This window comes from Acinetobacter sp. YH01020 (genome assembly GCF_013420275.1).
GTDB lineage: Bacteria > Pseudomonadota > Gammaproteobacteria > Pseudomonadales > Moraxellaceae > Acinetobacter > Acinetobacter amyesii.
Genome location: NZ_VOYN01000012.1, coordinates 1 through 16,188, shown reverse-complemented (window position 1 = coordinate 16,188; position 16,188 = coordinate 1). Strand labels below are relative to the sequence as shown.

The window sequence follows — 16,188 nt, the reverse complement described above, 5'->3', positions numbered from 1 at the left end:
TAATCCCTCTTTTAAAGGAGGGAAATTAAAGGCGGATTAAGCAGATTTTTTTACAGCTTCTAAAAGTTCGTCTTGACGTACTTTAAGTGCTTTTGGTAAGCGATCACCAAGTTTGTTGAACAATTCAGTGTGGCTTTCAAGTTCTTTGATCCATTGATCTTTATCTTGAGAAGTTACAAGCTCGAATTGCTCTTTAGTGAAGTCTGAACCAGTCCAGTTCAATTGTTCGTATGTTGGAACAAGGCCGATAGGTGTTTCAACAGCGTCTGCACGACCTTCACAACGGTCAATGATCCACTCAAGAACACGCATGTTTTGACCGAAACCAGGCCATACAAAGTTACCTTCAGCATCACGACGGAACCAGTTCACGTTGTAGATACCAGGAAGTTTATTGCCAGCAGCTTTAGCTTTAGCAGCAACTTCTTCACCAAGTTCTAACCAGTGAGAGAAGTAGTCAGCCATGTTGTAACCCGCAAATGGAAGCATTGCGAATGGGTCACGACGAACGATACCTTGTTGACCAACAGCAGCAGCAGTTGTTTCAGAGCCCATAGTTGCAGCTTTGTAAACACCGTCAACCCAGTCAAATGCTTCTGAAATTAGAGGCACTGTGTCTGCACGACGACCACCGAAGATGAACGCAGAAATTGGAACACCTGCTGGATTTTCCCAGTCGGCATCAATAGAAGGACATTGACCAGCTGAAACAGTGAAACGAGCATTTGGATGAGCTGCTTTTTCTTCGCCGGTGTGTGGTTGACCTTTCCAGTTAGTCAAGTTAGCAGGCGCTTCTTTAGTCAGACCTTCCCACCATACTTCACCTTCGTCAGTTACAGCAACGTTGGTATAGATTACGTCTTTATGAAGAGTCGCCATACAGTTCGGGTTAGTCTTGGTATTTGTACCAGGTGCTACACCGAAGAAACCAGCTTCAGGGTTGATTGCATATAAACGACCATCTTCACCTGGTTTGATCCAAGCAATATCGTCACCTACAGTTTCAATTTTCCAACCTTCGTAACCCGCTGGTGGAATCAACATCGCGAAGTTTGTTTTACCACACGCAGAAGGGAATGCAGCTGCGATGTAGTGTTTTTCGCCTTGTGGGTTTGTCACGCCAAGGATGAGCATGTGTTCAGCTAACCAACCTTGTTGACGACCCATAGAAGATGCAATACGTAAAGCTAGGCATTTTTTACCCAACAATGCGTTACCGCCGTAACCAGAACCGTAAGACCAGATTTCACGAGTTTCTGGGTAATGAACGATGTATTTTTCAGGGTTGCAAGGCCAAGCAACGTCTTTTTGACCTTCTTCAAGCGGAGCACCAACAGTGTGTACGCAAGGAATGAAGTCACCGTCAGTACCAAGTACGTCATAAACAGCTTTACCCATACGAGCCATTTTAGACATGCTTACAGCAACGTAAGGAGAATCAGTAAGTTCGATACCGATGTGAGCAATATGAGAACCTAAAGGACCCATAGAGAAAGGAACTACGTACAAAGTACGGCCTTTCATTGAACCGTCAAATAAACCATTCAGACGAGCACGCATTTCAGCTGGAGCTTCCCAGTTGTTTGTTGCGCCTGCATCTTCTTGTTTTTCAGAACAGATGTAAGTACGACCTTCAACACGAGCAACGTCAGAAGGATCAGAATTAGCAAGGTAAGAACCAGGATGTTTTTCTTGGTTAAGTTCTTGCATAGTGCCGTTAGCGATCATCAAGTCGATATAACGTTGATATTCTTCTGCGCTACCGTCACACCATTCGATTTTTGCTGGTTTGGTTAATTTGGCAATTTCTTCCACCCAAGCAATGAGCTTAGGGTGACGAACGAATTCTGGTGCGTTCACTTGGGTCATGGTGAGGCCTATCTCAAAAATGTACTAACCGTACAAAGTATAATCTGCATTATGGGATACATCATGCAGATAAAAGATGAAAAAAAGTGGCTGTATTAAAGCATAAAATCATAAAAAAAATAAGACTAAAGAAGTGGTAGATTTTTTTTGGTAGTTAATGCTATTTAAGTTAAATATAAATAAAATACAATAACTTACTATATTTTATGGCGAATTTTAACTTTATTTATTAATGTGATGGACAATATTTTATATAGTTATTTTTAATAAAAACAAAAAGTTGCATGTATTTGATATTTGAGAATTATTATTGATTAAATAAATGGTGGTAATTCGATTTTTACATAAAGGCGCTATTATTTGCTGTTAAATTCGACAAAATACAAAACTAAGCGGCCAAGATGTATAAAAAGTGATTAAACAAGCCAAGCCTTTATCTATTATTTATAATAAAAAATCAGGATTTCATGCTGCAAACAAAGATGAAGTCTATGAGGAACTTGTGCGGATATTATCCGATCATGATTTCGAAATACAGTCATTTGAGCTTGGGCAAGAAGCCAGTTTTGATACTTTAATGAGCAAGGTGTTTGCACGCCACCAAGACCCCGATAATTTGGGCGTTGTCGTTGCGGCAGGCGGGGACGGAACCTTAAATGCAGTTGCTCACCGTTTGATGCATACCGATATTCCAATGGGGATTTTACCTTTGGGCACATTTAATTATGTGGCGCGCGTACTCAATATTCCTCTCGATTTAATTCAAGCGGCACAGGTGATTGCGACAGGCAATAATCGACAGGTGCATGTGGCGCAAATCAACGAACATATCTATTTAAACAATGCCAGTTTGGGCTTGTATCCTTTATTTATACAAAAAAGAGAGTTTTATAATCAAAAGTTTGGTCGTTTCCCATTACATGCTTATACCTCGGGTTTGGATGTACTGATTCGAGATCGTAAAGAGCTGAAATTGGAAATTGAAGTCGATCATCATATTTATCCAGTCAAAACGCCTTTGATCTTTTTTGGCAATAACCAATTGCAATTGGCCGATTTAAATTTGCAAATTGCTAAGGATGCAGAGGCAGGTAAAGTTGCAGGTGTGGTGGTTGCAAAAAGTGATAAGAAAACTTTATTTAAAATTTTATGGCAGTTGATCCGTGGCAATATCGACAATGCACCAGATGTGTATAGTTTTGCTGCTGATGAAGTCACGATACATACCCAACGAAAGAAAATGACCGTTGCTGTGGATGGTGAGATTGTAGAAATGAAACCACCGCTTAAAATTCGAGTGCAAAAACAAGCCTTAAAGATACGGGTGCCACATGATACTGCATCTGTCTGATCTGCATTTTGGCACTGAAAAGCCAGAGTGTATGCGCGCTATTCAGCAATTTTGTCGTGAACAGCGTATCGAGGCCGTGGTTGCCAGTGGAGACTTGACCCAACGTGCGCGCTATCGTCAGTTTTATGCATGTAAGCAATTTTTAGAAAGCTTAAAGCTGCCATATATCGTTGTGCCGGGGAATCATGATATTCCACTGTATCATTTATGGAACCGTGTTTTTAGTCCTTTTGCACGTTATCAACTATTTTTTGGTGCCATGGAAAATGTACTGGAAACCGAGCATTTCTACTTAATTGGGATCAATAGTATTCGTCGTCGTTACCATACGCGAGGGCATGTGTCGCTCGAGCAAATACATTATGTCGACGAGTTACTTAAACATGCGCCGCCCAATAAAGTGAAATTAATCATAGCGCATCAACCTTTTTATACGCCGCCCAATGACCCGCATGGTGTGAAAGATTGTCCTGTTCAAGGGCGTTTGGCGCTCGAACAGTGGAGTCAACACGGTTTGAATGGTTTATTGCATGGACATTTACATGTTCCAGCCAGCTATGACCTCAATCAAATTTATGCTTTAGGCGTTGATCATCCCGTTTGGGATATTCATGCAGGCACAGCGACGTCATATCGCCTACATGAGAACCTTGCCAACAGTTTTAATGTCATTGATGAGCAGATGAATGTGCGACATTATTTTTATCATTCAAAGTTAAAAATATTTGAAGAAAATCTCAGCACTCATGTTTTGGATGAGCTTTAATCCTTTAAATTTAAATTTTGAAGAAAAAAAATACAAAAAGATGAAAAAATTTAGAATTTGCCCTTGAAGCGTTTTATTCCATCCCCACAAAAGTGTCATCTAAATTATTTTTTGTCGATGGCTTATGGAAATCAAAATGTCATCGTCTTTTATCTAGTAAATAGACTTAGTCTGGAGTTAACTATGAGCAATATTCGTCCTTTGCATGACAACGTTGTGATTCGCCGTGTTGAAAAGGAAACTAAAACTGCTGGTGGTCTTATTTTAAGTACTTCAGCAGCTGAACAACCTGCTCAAGGCGAAGTAATCGCTGTAGGTAATGGCAAACTAACTGACAATGGCGTACGTGCATTAGACGTTAAAGTTGGTGACAACGTATTGTTTGGCACTTATGCCGGTACAAAAGTAAAAGTAGCAGGCGAAGAGCTTCTTATTATGAAAGAGTCTGACATCTTAGCGGTACTTGAAGCTTAAGTTTCGTACACGCATTTAGACCCTTTTATTCATCATAAATTGTTAAAAAATTTAAAAAGATTCGGAGTTAGACATGTCAGCTAAAGACGTAAAATTTGGTGATTCAGCGCGTTCAAAAATGATCGCGGGTGTAAATGTACTTGCAGATGCTGTAAAAGTGACTTTAGGTCCTAAAGGCCGTAACGTTGTCATCGACCGTTCTTTCGGTGCGCCGCACATCACTAAAGATGGTGTTTCTGTTGCTAAAGAAATCACGTTAAAAGACAAGTTTGAAAACATGGGCGCTCAGCTAGTTCGTGAAGTGTCTTCAAAAACCAACGATATTGCGGGTGACGGTACAACAACTGCAACTGTTCTTGCACAAGCAATTCTTAATGAAGGGATTAAATCAGTAACTGCGGGTATGAACCCAATGGATCTTAAGCGCGGTATCGACATCGCGGTTAAAGCCGTAGTTGCTGAAATTAAAGCGACTGCAAAACCTGCATCTGACTCTAAAGCGATTGAACAAGTTGGTTCTATTTCTGCGAACTCTGACACCACTGTTGGTAAACTTATTGCTCAAGCAATGGAAAAAGTCGGTAAAGAAGGTGTAATTACTGTTGAAGAAGGTTCAGGCTTTGAAGATTCTCTAGATGTTGTAGAGGGTATGCAGTTTGACCGTGGTTACATCAGCCCTTACTTTGCAAACAAACAAGATACACTAACAGCTGAACTTGAAAACCCATACATTCTTCTTGTTGATAAAAAAATCAGCAACATCCGCGAATTAATTGCTGTACTTGAAGCTGTTGCTAAAACAGGTAAACCGCTTCTTATCATTGCTGAAGATGTTGAAGGTGAAGCACTTGCAACTCTTGTTGTAAACAACATGCGTGGCATTATCAAAGTTTGTGCTGTTAAAGCACCTGGTTTTGGTGATCGTCGTAAAGCGATGCTTCAAGATATCGCGATTTTAACTGGCGCAACTGTGATTTCTGAAGAAGTAGGCATGTCACTTGAACAAGCGTCTCTTCAAGATTTAGGTACAGCTCATAAAGTGACTGTTTCTAAAGAAAACACCGTGATTGTTGATGGTGCTGGTAATGCTGCCCAAATCGCTGAGCGTGTAACTCAAATCCGTGCGCAAATTGAAGAATCTACTTCAGAATACGACAAAGAAAAACTTCAAGAACGCGTTGCTAAATTGGCAGGCGGTGTTGCTGTAATCAAAATCGGCGCTGCAACTGAAGTTGAAATGAAAGAGAAGAAAGATCGCGTTGACGATGCACTTCATGCAACTCGTGCTGCAGTTGAAGAAGGTGTTGTAGCAGGTGGTGGTGTTGCACTTGTACGTGCTGCAAAAGCACTTGAAGGTGTGTCTGGTGCTAACGATGACCAAAATGTTGGTATCAACATTTTACGTCGTGCGATTGAAGCGCCGCTTCGTCAAATCGTTGCAAACTCTGGTGATGAGCCATCAGTTGTAATCAATGCTGTGAAAAACGGTGAAGGTAACTTTGGTTATAACGCTGCAACTTCAGAGTATGGCGATATGCTTGAAATGGGTATTCTTGACCCAGCGAAAGTAACACGTTCTGCGCTTGAGCATGCTGCATCTGTTGCGGGCTTAATGCTTACAACTGAATGTATGATTACTGAAATCCCAGAAGACAAACCTGCTATGCCTGATATGGGCGGTATGGGTGGCATGGGCGGTATGATGTAAGCTAATTACTACTAAATAAAAAACCCTGCATTTTGCAGGGTTTTTTTTGTGATGTATGTTGTAATTTTGTGTTAATCTGAATAATATGGGGTAAATTAATATAAAACATGTGATCATTTTTATTCTTTATATTGAGAATAAGAAATTGTTATTGATTTGTATGATTTATATATTGGAATATTTAAAATTTTAATTTATGATTTTATCAACATGTTCTTTATAAGAATAGCAATGATAAATCAAGACGGTAAGCGAATAAAATGTATGAATAAACATTCAAAAGTATTCGATCCCAATTGTGAAAAAATTCTCGTGAGTAAAAAAGAGTTACAGATGCTTTATAAGACAATACGTGACTATGAAGAGAGAATTAATTTTTACGAACTTGAAAATAAAAAATATTTAAAATTGTTGAATAAGGATAGTTCTATCTCTGAATGAATTGGTCAATTAAATCTTTGATGATTTGTTTTTGACTCGCATTCAATGTCCGAAATTTTAAAAAATAATCAAGTTCTGATTGATCATTTGACTCAAGATTGGATGATCCTAATGTGTTGTCGCCAAAGCGTAACCACTGGCTAGTGACATTGAGCCAAATAGAAAGAATAGCCAGTTTATCTTGATTTGGAATCGCTTTACCTAATAACCAATTATTTGCCGATTGCACTGAAACAGGAGTGCCATCATATCTATGATTAAACTCTTTTGATAAATAAGTTGGGCTAATAGGGTGATTTGAATCTATTAGTGCCTGTTTCAAGCGTTCACTAAAAGCTAACTTTTCTTGTAGATTACTCATATTTCATTGATTCTGCTTACAATAATTAAGGACTCTCAAATGTAACAGAATGTCGATAAGAGTTCGGTAAATTTTAAATGTTGATTGTAGGAAATAGCCAAATAAATAACAATCATTTTTCGTCTAATTATTGATAAATAAGAGTAATTTTTTGTAAGGAGGATAAACGATACGTGTTTACGAGCAATCAAATATTGATTGATTAAAGAGTAAAAGTTAAAGGAAATATAATTCTTTAATATTAATTGTATTATATAAAAAATATCAAAAAAAACAATAAATTATAGTATTTTTTGTATAAAAAAAAGAATTGAAGTATTTTTTATTTAAAAATAAATCAAATTTTGATTGATATTAATGTTTCATTTTGTATATTATTGCCACAGAACCGCAGGGGCGGTTGGCTATGAATTGCGGATTCTCCAGACGATAAGTACGCATTCGTAAAAGTTTCGCTGGTAAACATCATCCTAGGGTCTACCAGTCTTTTTATAAAAATTGAAGGAATTTGTATGAAATTTCAGAAATCACTTCTAGCAGCAAGCTTAGCAGTAGCAGCAGTATCAACCGTAAATGCAGCAGTCGTTGTTCAAGAAGCAAAACCTGTTCAAGTAACTGAAAATCTTGTCGATAATAAGTTTGTCAACAGTGATAATTTTTTTGAAGATAGTACTGGTGCCAGAATTGCAAATTCAAACCTAGTATATGCTCCAGTACACAGTGAATTAGCTTCTACTTATAATACTAATACACAAGGTACTAATAAAATTACTTCTGACTATTTACCACTTCTAAGCGATATAACCAATCGTGCAAATGAATTGGTTGGTATTGATTTAGGTTCAAAGGCAGTTACTGGTGAAGCAGGTAGAACTGATTTTAAATACGACGTATTTAAATATACAAGTAAAGATGGCACTACTGTCTACCGTTTGCAACAAGTTGAATCACAACAATATGTACCTGGTACATTTACGTTAAATGCAAGCAATGTATTAGTTGCTAATAATCAAATTAGTGCTGAAGCAATTCAAGATAAATCAATTTGGTCGCTAGAGCGTGGTGGTCAGTTACAAGGTAGTGATTTCACAACTAATACTGGTTATGAAAATAAAGTAATCAATGGTGAGCACGTACTTTACGGTTACCAAGGTCAAACAGGTAAAATTGCTGGTCAAGCACAAGGTAACGTTGTAACACCGACTGCGAATAATCAACCAGTTGAAGCTGTATTCGATGGAGTTAACGGCGTTGTTTCAAATGATCTTCGTTATGTACAGTCGGGTATCATTGCAAATACTGGCGATTACAAAAATGGTATTAACGGTGCAGATCCTTACCTAGATCCAGCAAAAAACATCTATGGTGTAAGTGCTCGTGACAACAATAATGTTGTGATGATGACTGGTAATGGTATTGCTTTAGCTGATTTAAATAGTGGAATATTACAGACTGACGGAAGTGTGCTTGTAAATAGCCGTAGTGGTGAAACTTCAGTATCACAAAAAACACGTAGTTATAACTTTGATGGTAAAAAATTAGTAGAAGTATATAACGACGTACCAGGTACAGATTTTACTACACAATGGTATGAAGTCGGTGCTAATAATCAGTTAGTTGCATACGCAGGTGCAACTCCAGCAGTCGGTACGCACGATAAAACTGGTACAGCTAACTTCACAACTGGTCTAGTTAACAATGCATCTGTGCATAATACTGTAACAAATAAAAATGTTACTTATAAAGAATCAGTTGTTACGACTAAAGAAGATCGTATTGATGCAAGTGTTACATCTAGTACAGGTGCAGATACAGAAAAATTTGGTAAGCAAAACAGCAGCGAATTAGTTTCTGAAACTAAACAACAAGTTTCAACTGGTGTAATTGGTACTAATGATGACAAATCAAACAAGTACGGTACTGAAGTTAGCAAAACTGTAACTGCTGATGGTAAAACAACAGTTGAGAAAACTACAATTACTGCTGGTGGCATTACAACTACTGGCGTGATCAATGCTGCTGACTATCAAATTGGCGGTGTTAGTATTGTAGATGGTATTAAAACTTCAGTTGATACTGCTGTAGCAGGAGCAACAGAAGCTATCGATGCTAAAGTTGCTGAAGTAGACACTAAAATTGTTGAAGTTGACGCTCGTTTAACTCAATTCAATACTACTGCTGCTAATTTAAATTCACGTGTTGATCAATTAAATTCACGTGTTGATGACGTAGAAAAAACTGCTTACCGTGGTGTGGCAATTGCATTAGCTGCTCAACAACAAATTCCTAACATCGGTGCTGGTCAATTCGCAGTATTTGGTGGTGTAGGTCACTATGAAGGTGAGTCTGCTGGTGCTTTAGGTGTTGCAAGCGTATTTGCTGATGGCCGTACTTCTCTAAGTGCTGCTCTTGGTTTCGCTGGCGGTAGCGAAGTTGGTGGTCGTGTAGGTCTTTCTTATGTATTTGGCGGAAAATAATTAACCCGTTGATACATTTGGATTAAACAAAAAATCCCCGCTTTTGCGGGGATTTTTTATGACTAATATATGACTACAAATGTTAAATAAAAACGCTAATCAAGCTTTTTAGTGAGCTGGAAATTAAATTCAGGCATTTCCAATTTTTCACCTTTATCACCACGAAGCTCAATAAAGTTTTCGCCTACAAAATAAATTCGATTGTCGCCTTGGGCATCAAGTTGAATCATCCCAGGTTGATCTGGCAAAAACTTAAAACTGCCTTTCACTTTATTTTCAGTGTTTGCAGGCTTTCCTAAAAACTCTTGGCTGAGTTCATAGCTCTTATCAAGTTTAAGTTCAAGTTCGGTTTCAATTCCTTTGCAATCATGACAGGGCAGGATCCCTTTATATTCACCCGCCCAATCAAGTGCATTTTCGGTGTTATCACCTGTGGCAATCGGGCTTTCTGAGGCAGCGTCGGTATTGGCAATGACGTTATTATCTGGTGGTGTCGCAGTTTCAGATTCATTGCTGGTCTTTGAACATGCCGTTAGGGTTGCACTGACCATACAGAGAGCGAGGATTAGTTTTTTCATGAGATTTATACACCGTACGTACCCAATATAATGCTAAGCGTGGCTTTTATTGCTCAAGAAAAATAGCCTATTCCTGTTAATAATTGTGTGTTTGGTTAATACATCAAAGCAGACATTTGATTTTTAAAATTCGTAAATAGTGAAATATTGGTGATTTACCTAAAAGTGAACGCTAAAGGACATTTATATATTAATTGGTGGATTACTGAACAATATAGGCTTTTATAATTATTTTGCGTTGTTAAACTCTGTGGCATAGAAAAAACTGTCGGTGCAAATTGTGTTTGAAAAAACAGCGGAAAAAAGTCTGAACTTAATGGGGTGGCAAATTGATAACCATTGGGATTTAAATATCGACCAATGTGTCATGATTGCAGCGCCACATACCAGTAATTGGGATGCACTTTATGCACGTCTTGCCCTGAAAGCGTTAGGGGTAAATGTTCGTATCACGATTAAAGACAGTTATATGAAATTCCCGTTTGGGCCTTTTGTACGTGCAATGGGCGGAATTGGTATTAATCGTCGTCCAAAACAAGATGGTGAAGCACGTCAAAGTATGGTTGAGCTGATGGCTGACTTGTTCAAGCATCATCCAAAATTGGTCATGTTGGTGACGCCAGAAGGGACACGCGCCAAACAAGAGAAGTGGAAAACTGGTTTTTACCATGTTGCTATGCAAGCGGGTGTGCCGATTGCTTTAGCCTATATGGACTATACGCAGAAAAAGACTGGGGTGGGTAAAATTGTTTATCCTACAGGCGATTATGAAAAAGATATGGCTGAAATCATGGATTTTTACGCGCAAATACATGCCAAATTTCCTGAAAAATTCAGTGTCGATACACGCTATCACTAATCCAACAATCCAAAAAAAAGGACAGCATCGGCTGTCCTTTTTTATGTTTAGATTCTTCTATTTAGATTCTTCTGTTTAGATTTTTATATTGAAATTAATCATTAAAATCGGGATGGATACCGCCCAGATTTTGACATGCCGCCTTATAAATAATGTATTGCTGGTCAACCACATCGATGAGCGGGATACGAAATAATTTTTCGCCTTCTTTATAACTGTCGATATACGACACGACTTTTTGTTTACTTGATGCCAGTTTTTCTTCATGAAAACTTGTAATCGAGCTATGAGTCATATGTGAACTTTCAATATTATTGCATTGAAAATGGGAGAGTAGTTTTTCAGCTTTTTTAATTTCGCTGGACGTGCCAAACATACAGCCGCTAAGCAGAGTCACACCTGCAAGCAGGATGAACTTTTTCATGGTTTTATTTTAAGCAAAATTATGAGGTGCAATATTCTATTAATATTCGTCAGAAAAATTAATTACTTTTTTACCATTTGGCTAATTTTTATTTAAATGTGAACTGTGTCATTGTTACAAGATGTGAATATCTAACTGAGAAGGCGATTTTCTAGAATCATCTAGATAAATATCTTTTGGTTTTGAGTCATCAGCTTAAGATACTCATCGTCACCAAGAAGCAGCCTGAAGAAAATAATAGCCCTAACACGATATGTTTAAATTGGCGTTCTGAAATGCGATAAAAAAGTTTGGCACCAAAAATCACTGGAAAAGCCATAATCACCAAAAGCACGGCTAAATAGGTCAGATGTTCACGATGGATGATCCCTTGTAGCAGATAGCTAATGAGTGTGACGAGCTGAATGGCTAAATTGAAATGTCGCAAAATATAGCGTTGTTCTGCTTTGGGTGTATTTTTTAGCATGAGCCATGCAGAGGGTAATGCGCCACAAAAGCCACCGAGACCACCCAAGATCCCAGCAATATATCCAATACTAGAATCCGCCCATTTCCCTGATTTTTGGATGAATGAAAATTTCGGATTAAAAAATAAAATTGGGCACCAAAACATTAAAAAAGCGCCCAAAACCAATTTAAATGTATCTGGATTAATGCTGTCTAATAAATAGGTGCCGAGCGGTACACCTAAAATTCCTGCAATTAAATAGGGATAAATGATTTTTTTATTGATCGGAATGCTTTTACGTTCTGATGATAATGAGATGAAGTGGCTATAAACTGAAGCGCAGACCACCAAGGGTGCGGCTATTTGCGGGGGGAGTATCCAAACCCAAAATGACATTGCGATAAGGGCGAATGCAAACCCTGTTAATCCTTGTACGAATCCCGCAAAGATGGCACCAAGAATAAAAATCAGCCAAGTCATTAAATTACAGCTTTGAAATACGTGGCGCTATTGTAGTGAATTTTTCTATATAAATGTGGCTGACTGAGTAAATGTAGCAAAATTGGACATCAAATCATGAATAGAACATGAATATTTAAATACAGCAGATGTACACAGACTTCCAATTAAATTCATTTCGATAAGTGAAAATGCTCTTCATCAAAGAGGAGTGCTACACATGCTTAAACAAGTTGCTTTGCTATCTGTGGTTGCAGTTACATTTACAGGGTGTGTCGTGGCGCCATTTGATGATGGTCGATACCAATCGAATCGATATGGCTATGCAAATCAATATGGTTATTCAGGTCAATATGATGGTTCATACGGACAGCGCTATGACTCAAGTCAGCGTTATGACCGTTCATATAGTCGAGTGAATAGCCCGCAACATCGACCAAACTCACCACGATCGAATTCGAATAACCGTCCAGACGATACTCATAAACCGAATGTGCATAAACCAAATGCGCATAAACCGAATGTACAGAATCCTTCATCTCAGCATCCGTCAAATGTGCATCGTCCAAGCGCAAAGCCTCAGACGCCAGCTAAACCCAATACAAGCAAGCCCCAGCAGCAAAAACCACAGCAACAACGTCCTAAAGTAACGCCCGTGGATAAAGCTAAAACCCCGGGTGGATTTAACAGCCAGCGTCCACTTCGACCACAGGTTTAATGATTTTCAAGTAATAAAAAAGGACGCATTAACGTCCTTTTTTGTGTGCATTTACATTAAGCCTTTTTATATAAGCCTGCACGTACCGTACCTGCTTTGGTTTGTTTGATTTGCTGCCAACTGCTCGGGAGCTTTAACTGAGCAAGATCACGGTCAGCTTCGATATAAATTAAACCATTGTCTGCAATGCACGGATCGACCAATTCAGCAAGTTCTTGCCATAAATCAAGACTATAAGGGGGATCTAAGAAAATCAGATCAAATTGATCTTTCAAGTTAGGAATGGCTTGTTGTGCCGTCATGTTTTTGAGTTGCACACGTTGTTTGCTAACTCTTAAAAGTTCTAAATTGTCCATGAGAAACTTCGCTTGGGTGCGATCAGGTTCAATTAAAACGGCTTCTGCTGCACCACGTGAGAGTGCTTCAAACGATAATGCCCCTGAACCTGTACACAGGTCGAGGACTTTGGCATTTTGAACATCCCACATGAGCCAGTTAAATAATGTCTCGCGGACACGGTCAGGTGTAGGGCGTAAACCGTCAATACTGGCAAAAGGCAATTGACGGCGTTTCCATTCACCCCCAATGATTCTTAATTGATTTTTCATGAATTATTCCTCATCGGTTGCATGTGCGGCACTGGCAGCACGAGGTGTTGTATTTGCACTATTCGGTTGTTGAGTTGCACTATTATTCTGCTGTGCAGTTGGGCTCGCATTTGGATCGGCTGATAAAATATTCGAGCCACTTGGCAACTCACTTGGTTTTAGACCCGCAGTCATGAGACCACCGCTAATTTGATGGCTAGCAGGACGAATTGGATTCTTTTTACGTGTTAATAACCAGTAGTCAAACATCGGTTTCGCAATTTGAGCAGCAGAACCACCGTGACGACCATTTTCCCAAACGACGGCAATGGCAATTTCAGGTTTTTCCGCAGGGGCAAAACCAACAAATAAACCATGGTCAAGCTGACGCTCTGTCAATAAGGACTCGTTATAGCGTTTACCTTGAGCAATACTTTTAACCTGTGCAGTCCCTGTTTTACCTGCGATTTGATACATTGGGGTACGAATACCACGACCTGTCCCTGTTTGAACCACATCAATCATGGCATCACGCATTTTGATCCAATCATCTGGCTTACCATTAAATTGAATGCGACCATTCGGGGCGTTATGGACTTTATGAACCTTAGCGCCTTTACTTTCACGCAAAACGTGAGGTGTAACATGTGAGCCTTGATTGGCGGTAATAGCAGTCGCCATCGCCAGTTGTAATGGTGTTGCAGTAAATGCACCCTGACCAATACTGACGGAAATCGTTTCACCTTTAAGCCAGTTGGACTTCCGTGTGCGGAGCTTCCATTCAGGATTTGGATATAGCCCCGTACTTTCACTTGGTAAATCTACACCGGTTTTTTCACCGAAGCCAAACTGACGCATCCAAGTATTCATTTTTTCAATGCCCATACGATAGGACAAGACATAGAAATAGGTATCGCAGGAAATGACTTGAGCTTTGTGTAAATTAACTGAGCCATGACCAGTTTTTTTGTGGTCACGGAAACGATGGCTGTCACCCGGAAGCGTGAAATAGCCCGGATCGGAAATGGCTGTACTCCAATCCACTAGACCATAATGAATACCACCTAGACCAAACATTGGCTTAATCGTTGAACCCGGTGGATAAGCCCCTTGCACAGCACGGTTATATAATGGCTGATCGAGGCTATCACGCAGTTCAGAATAATCTTTGCTGCTAATCCCGGTAACAAATAAGTTAGGGTTAAAACTTGGACTAGAAACGAGAGCAAGAATTTCCCCAGTACGTGGGTCAATCGCAACAATCGCACCACGTCGATCTGCAAGCTGCTCTGAAGCGACCATTTGCAGTCCATAATCTAGGGATAAATATAAGTCATTACCACGAATCGGATCTTTACGACCTAAATGGCGTAACACATTACCAAAGGCATCGGCTTCAACCGACTCATTGCCCGGCATACCATGTAAAAGTTCTTCATATGATTTTTCAACGCCAATTTTACCGATCAGGTTTGAGCCAGCGTATAAATCTTTATCAATCGATTTTAGTTCTTTGTCATTAATACGACCCACGTAGCCAATCACATGGGCAAATAGTTCGCCATGTGGATAGTAGCGAGTCATTTGGGTCTCTATATTGACACCCGGAAATTGATATTTCACCTCACTAAAACGGGCGATATCATTTTCATTTAAATTCAGTTTAATCGAAACACGTTCAGTCTTTTTAGAGGTTTTAATTCGACTTTTAAAGCGTTCGATATCTTCAGATGTAAGCTCTAATAAGGGTGTTAGGCGCTCTACCGTATCATCGATATCTTCAACATCCGCACGGCTCATGGTTGCTGAGAAAACCGGATAATTATCGGCTAATAACACGCCATTACGGTCATAGATATAACCACGAGAAGGTGCAAGTGGTTGCAGTCGAATTCGGTTTTGATCTGCAGCAGTTGAAAAGGTCTCATAACTCTTGATTTGCAAATATGCATAACGTGCCACAAGCAACAGCATAAAGAAGGAGACAATCCCTATCGAAATCACCACGCGATTACGATAAATCCGCTTTTCTTGCTGGACATTTTTTAAAGGATAATGCTGCTTCATACGCGTTCGACTTAAAGACTGAGAGCTAAAATAACGGAAGAGGCATATTCTAGCGCAACTGACATTTTTTTGATAAATAAAAAAGACTCTGCTGTGATTGCAGTCTATCTTAAAGTGAAAGAGGACTCCACCCGACAGTCAGGGTGGAGGTGAATTTCACGGTTTTAACCTTGTTGGTTTTGAATGTATTTTTTAATAATGTCCAAAGGCGCACCACCACACGACCCTGCAAAATATGAGCGTGACCACAAAATAGGCTTTGCATAGCTACCACGTAAATCTAAAAATTCATTCCGCATTCTTCTACTTGTTACTGATTTTAGATTATTCACCAACTTACTCAGTTGAACTGTTGGTGGGTATTGGATAAGCATGTGAATATGATCAGCCTCACCATTACATTCCTTTAATTCCGCATCAAAATCTTTACATATTTCAGATACACACTCATTAAAATATTTGTGATGTGATTCACCTAAAATCTTTTTTCTGTACTTAGTGATAAATACTAAATGTACATGTAAATTAAAGGCTGAATGTCGGTTTTTGTATATTTCTGTCATTGTTAAATGGCTTATTCGGTGATAATATATCACATATT

15 protein-coding genes are annotated in these 16,188 nt (G+C 39.1%); 7 read left to right on the top strand and 8 right to left on the bottom strand.

Annotated features, from left to right (window positions below):
• Positions 1 to 36: 36 nt before the first annotated feature.
• Positions 37 to 1,869, bottom strand: coding sequence for a phosphoenolpyruvate carboxykinase (GTP) (locus tag FTT85_RS06740; RefSeq protein WP_180007483.1), 1,833 nt, complete (start codon positions 1,867 to 1,869; stop codon positions 37 to 39).
• A gap of 412 nt (positions 1,870 to 2,281) precedes the next feature.
• Here FTT85_RS06740 and FTT85_RS06735 point away from each other — a divergent pair, with 412 nt between their 5' ends.
• The 4 genes from FTT85_RS06735 to groL all read left to right on the top strand — a co-directional run bounded on the left by FTT85_RS06735 (position 2,282) and on the right by groL (position 6,168).
• Entirely contained in the window at positions 2,282 to 3,220 is a 939-nt protein-coding gene (locus FTT85_RS06735) for a diacylglycerol kinase family protein (protein WP_180049104.1), read from the top strand.
• Positions 3,201 to 3,986: a metallophosphoesterase gene (locus FTT85_RS06730; protein ID WP_180026656.1), complete on the top strand. Its 786-nt coding sequence runs from the start codon at positions 3,201 to 3,203 to the stop codon at positions 3,984 to 3,986. Before FTT85_RS06735 ends, FTT85_RS06730 begins: the two co-directional genes overlap by 20 nt.
• A 183-nt stretch (positions 3,987 to 4,169) precedes the next feature.
• On the top strand, positions 4,170 to 4,460 hold the full coding sequence (gene groES / locus FTT85_RS06725; RefSeq protein ID WP_180183179.1) for a co-chaperone GroES: 291 nt from the start codon (positions 4,170 to 4,172) through the stop codon (positions 4,458 to 4,460).
• A gap of 73 nt (positions 4,461 to 4,533) precedes the next feature.
• Positions 4,534 to 6,168 (top strand): chaperonin GroEL, encoded by a 1,635-nt coding sequence (groL, locus tag FTT85_RS06720; protein ID WP_180063476.1) that lies wholly within the window; start codon positions 4,534 to 4,536, stop codon positions 6,166 to 6,168.
• Between the two features lie 427 nt (positions 6,169 to 6,595).
• Here the strand turns inward: groL and FTT85_RS06715 are convergent, their stop codons facing one another.
• Entirely contained in the window at positions 6,596 to 6,970 is a 375-nt protein-coding gene (locus tag FTT85_RS06715) for a hypothetical protein (protein WP_111885656.1), read from the bottom strand.
• 512 nt (positions 6,971 to 7,482) lie between these two features.
• Here FTT85_RS06715 and FTT85_RS18685 point away from each other — a divergent pair.
• Entirely contained in the window at positions 7,483 to 9,447 is a 1,965-nt protein-coding gene (locus tag FTT85_RS18685) for a YadA C-terminal domain-containing protein (protein WP_257232105.1), read from the top strand.
• A 95-nt stretch (positions 9,448 to 9,542) separates the two neighbouring features.
• On the opposite strand, the gene FTT85_RS06705 is transcribed toward FTT85_RS18685, so the two are convergent.
• Positions 9,543 to 10,025, bottom strand: coding sequence for a copper resistance protein NlpE (locus FTT85_RS06705; RefSeq protein ID WP_180183178.1), 483 nt, complete (start codon positions 10,023 to 10,025; stop codon positions 9,543 to 9,545).
• 280 nt (positions 10,026 to 10,305) lie between these two features.
• On the opposite strand from FTT85_RS06705, the gene FTT85_RS06700 reads away from it, so the two are divergent.
• A complete protein-coding gene (locus FTT85_RS06700) occupies positions 10,306 to 10,884 on the top strand; it encodes a 1-acyl-sn-glycerol-3-phosphate acyltransferase (protein WP_180183177.1) in 579 nt (192 codons plus the stop codon).
• Between the two features lie 94 nt (positions 10,885 to 10,978).
• Here the strand turns inward: FTT85_RS06700 and FTT85_RS06695 are convergent, their stop codons facing one another.
• Together FTT85_RS06695 and FTT85_RS06690 are read right to left on the bottom strand one after the other, a co-directional pair.
• Positions 10,979 to 11,308, bottom strand: coding sequence for a hypothetical protein (locus FTT85_RS06695; RefSeq protein ID WP_078189873.1), 330 nt, complete (start codon positions 11,306 to 11,308; stop codon positions 10,979 to 10,981).
• Positions 11,309 to 11,498: 190 nt separating this feature from the next.
• On the bottom strand, positions 11,499 to 12,236 hold the full coding sequence (locus tag FTT85_RS06690; RefSeq protein ID WP_180183176.1) for a sulfite exporter TauE/SafE family protein: 738 nt from the start codon (positions 12,234 to 12,236) through the stop codon (positions 11,499 to 11,501).
• A gap of 199 nt (positions 12,237 to 12,435) precedes the next feature.
• On the opposite strand from FTT85_RS06690, the gene FTT85_RS06685 reads away from it, so the two are divergent.
• On the top strand, positions 12,436 to 12,933 hold the full coding sequence (locus FTT85_RS06685; RefSeq protein ID WP_180063480.1) for a hypothetical protein: 498 nt from the start codon (positions 12,436 to 12,438) through the stop codon (positions 12,931 to 12,933).
• Positions 12,934 to 12,989: 56 nt separating this feature from the next.
• Here the strand turns inward: FTT85_RS06685 and rsmD are convergent, their stop codons facing one another.
• The 3 genes from rsmD to tnpA all read right to left on the bottom strand — a co-directional run bounded on the left by rsmD (position 12,990) and on the right by tnpA (position 16,150).
• Positions 12,990 to 13,541, bottom strand: coding sequence for a 16S rRNA (guanine(966)-N(2))-methyltransferase RsmD (gene rsmD, locus FTT85_RS06680; RefSeq protein ID WP_168378319.1), 552 nt, complete (start codon positions 13,539 to 13,541; stop codon positions 12,990 to 12,992).
• A gap of 3 nt (positions 13,542 to 13,544) precedes the next feature.
• On the bottom strand, positions 13,545 to 15,587 hold the full coding sequence (mrdA, locus tag FTT85_RS06675; protein ID WP_180183175.1) for a penicillin-binding protein 2: 2,043 nt from the start codon (positions 15,585 to 15,587) through the stop codon (positions 13,545 to 13,547).
• Positions 15,588 to 15,751: 164 nt separating this feature from the next.
• Positions 15,752 to 16,150 carry an IS200/IS605 family transposase gene (gene tnpA, locus FTT85_RS06670; RefSeq protein ID WP_180164054.1) on the bottom strand — a complete coding sequence of 133 codons (399 nt, stop codon included), beginning with the start codon at positions 16,148 to 16,150 and terminating at the stop codon, positions 15,752 to 15,754.
• Positions 16,151 to 16,188 lie beyond the last annotated feature (38 nt).

Bases quoted from the DNA above. Each gene is read 5' to 3' on its own strand.
- rsmD (WP_168378319.1), bottom strand. From the start codon at position 13,541: ATGAAAAATCAATTAAGAATCATTGGGGGTGAATGGAAACGCCGTCAA.
- tnpA (WP_180164054.1), bottom strand. From the start codon at position 16,150: ATGACAGAAATATACAAAAACCGACATTCAGCCTTTAATTTACATGTA.
- groES (WP_180183179.1), top strand. From the start codon at position 4,170: ATGAGCAATATTCGTCCTTTGCATGACAACGTTGTGATTCGCCGTGTT.
- FTT85_RS06730 (WP_180026656.1), top strand. From the start codon at position 3,201: ATGATACTGCATCTGTCTGATCTGCATTTTGGCACTGAAAAGCCAGAG.
- FTT85_RS18685 (WP_257232105.1), top strand. From the start codon at position 7,483: ATGAAATTTCAGAAATCACTTCTAGCAGCAAGCTTAGCAGTAGCAGCA.
- FTT85_RS06695 (WP_078189873.1), bottom strand. From the start codon at position 11,308: ATGAAAAAGTTCATCCTGCTTGCAGGTGTGACTCTGCTTAGCGGCTGT.
- FTT85_RS06705 (WP_180183178.1), bottom strand. From the start codon at position 10,025: ATGAAAAAACTAATCCTCGCTCTCTGTATGGTCAGTGCAACCCTAACG.
- FTT85_RS06690 (WP_180183176.1), bottom strand. From the start codon at position 12,236: ATGACTTGGCTGATTTTTATTCTTGGTGCCATCTTTGCGGGATTCGTA.
- FTT85_RS06715 (WP_111885656.1), bottom strand. From the start codon at position 6,970: ATGAGTAATCTACAAGAAAAGTTAGCTTTTAGTGAACGCTTGAAACAG.
- FTT85_RS06685 (WP_180063480.1), top strand. From the start codon at position 12,436: ATGCTTAAACAAGTTGCTTTGCTATCTGTGGTTGCAGTTACATTTACA.
- FTT85_RS06740 (WP_180007483.1), bottom strand. From the start codon at position 1,869: ATGACCCAAGTGAACGCACCAGAATTCGTTCGTCACCCTAAGCTCATT.
- groL (WP_180063476.1), top strand. From the start codon at position 4,534: ATGTCAGCTAAAGACGTAAAATTTGGTGATTCAGCGCGTTCAAAAATG.
- mrdA (WP_180183175.1), bottom strand. From the start codon at position 15,587: ATGAAGCAGCATTATCCTTTAAAAAATGTCCAGCAAGAAAAGCGGATT.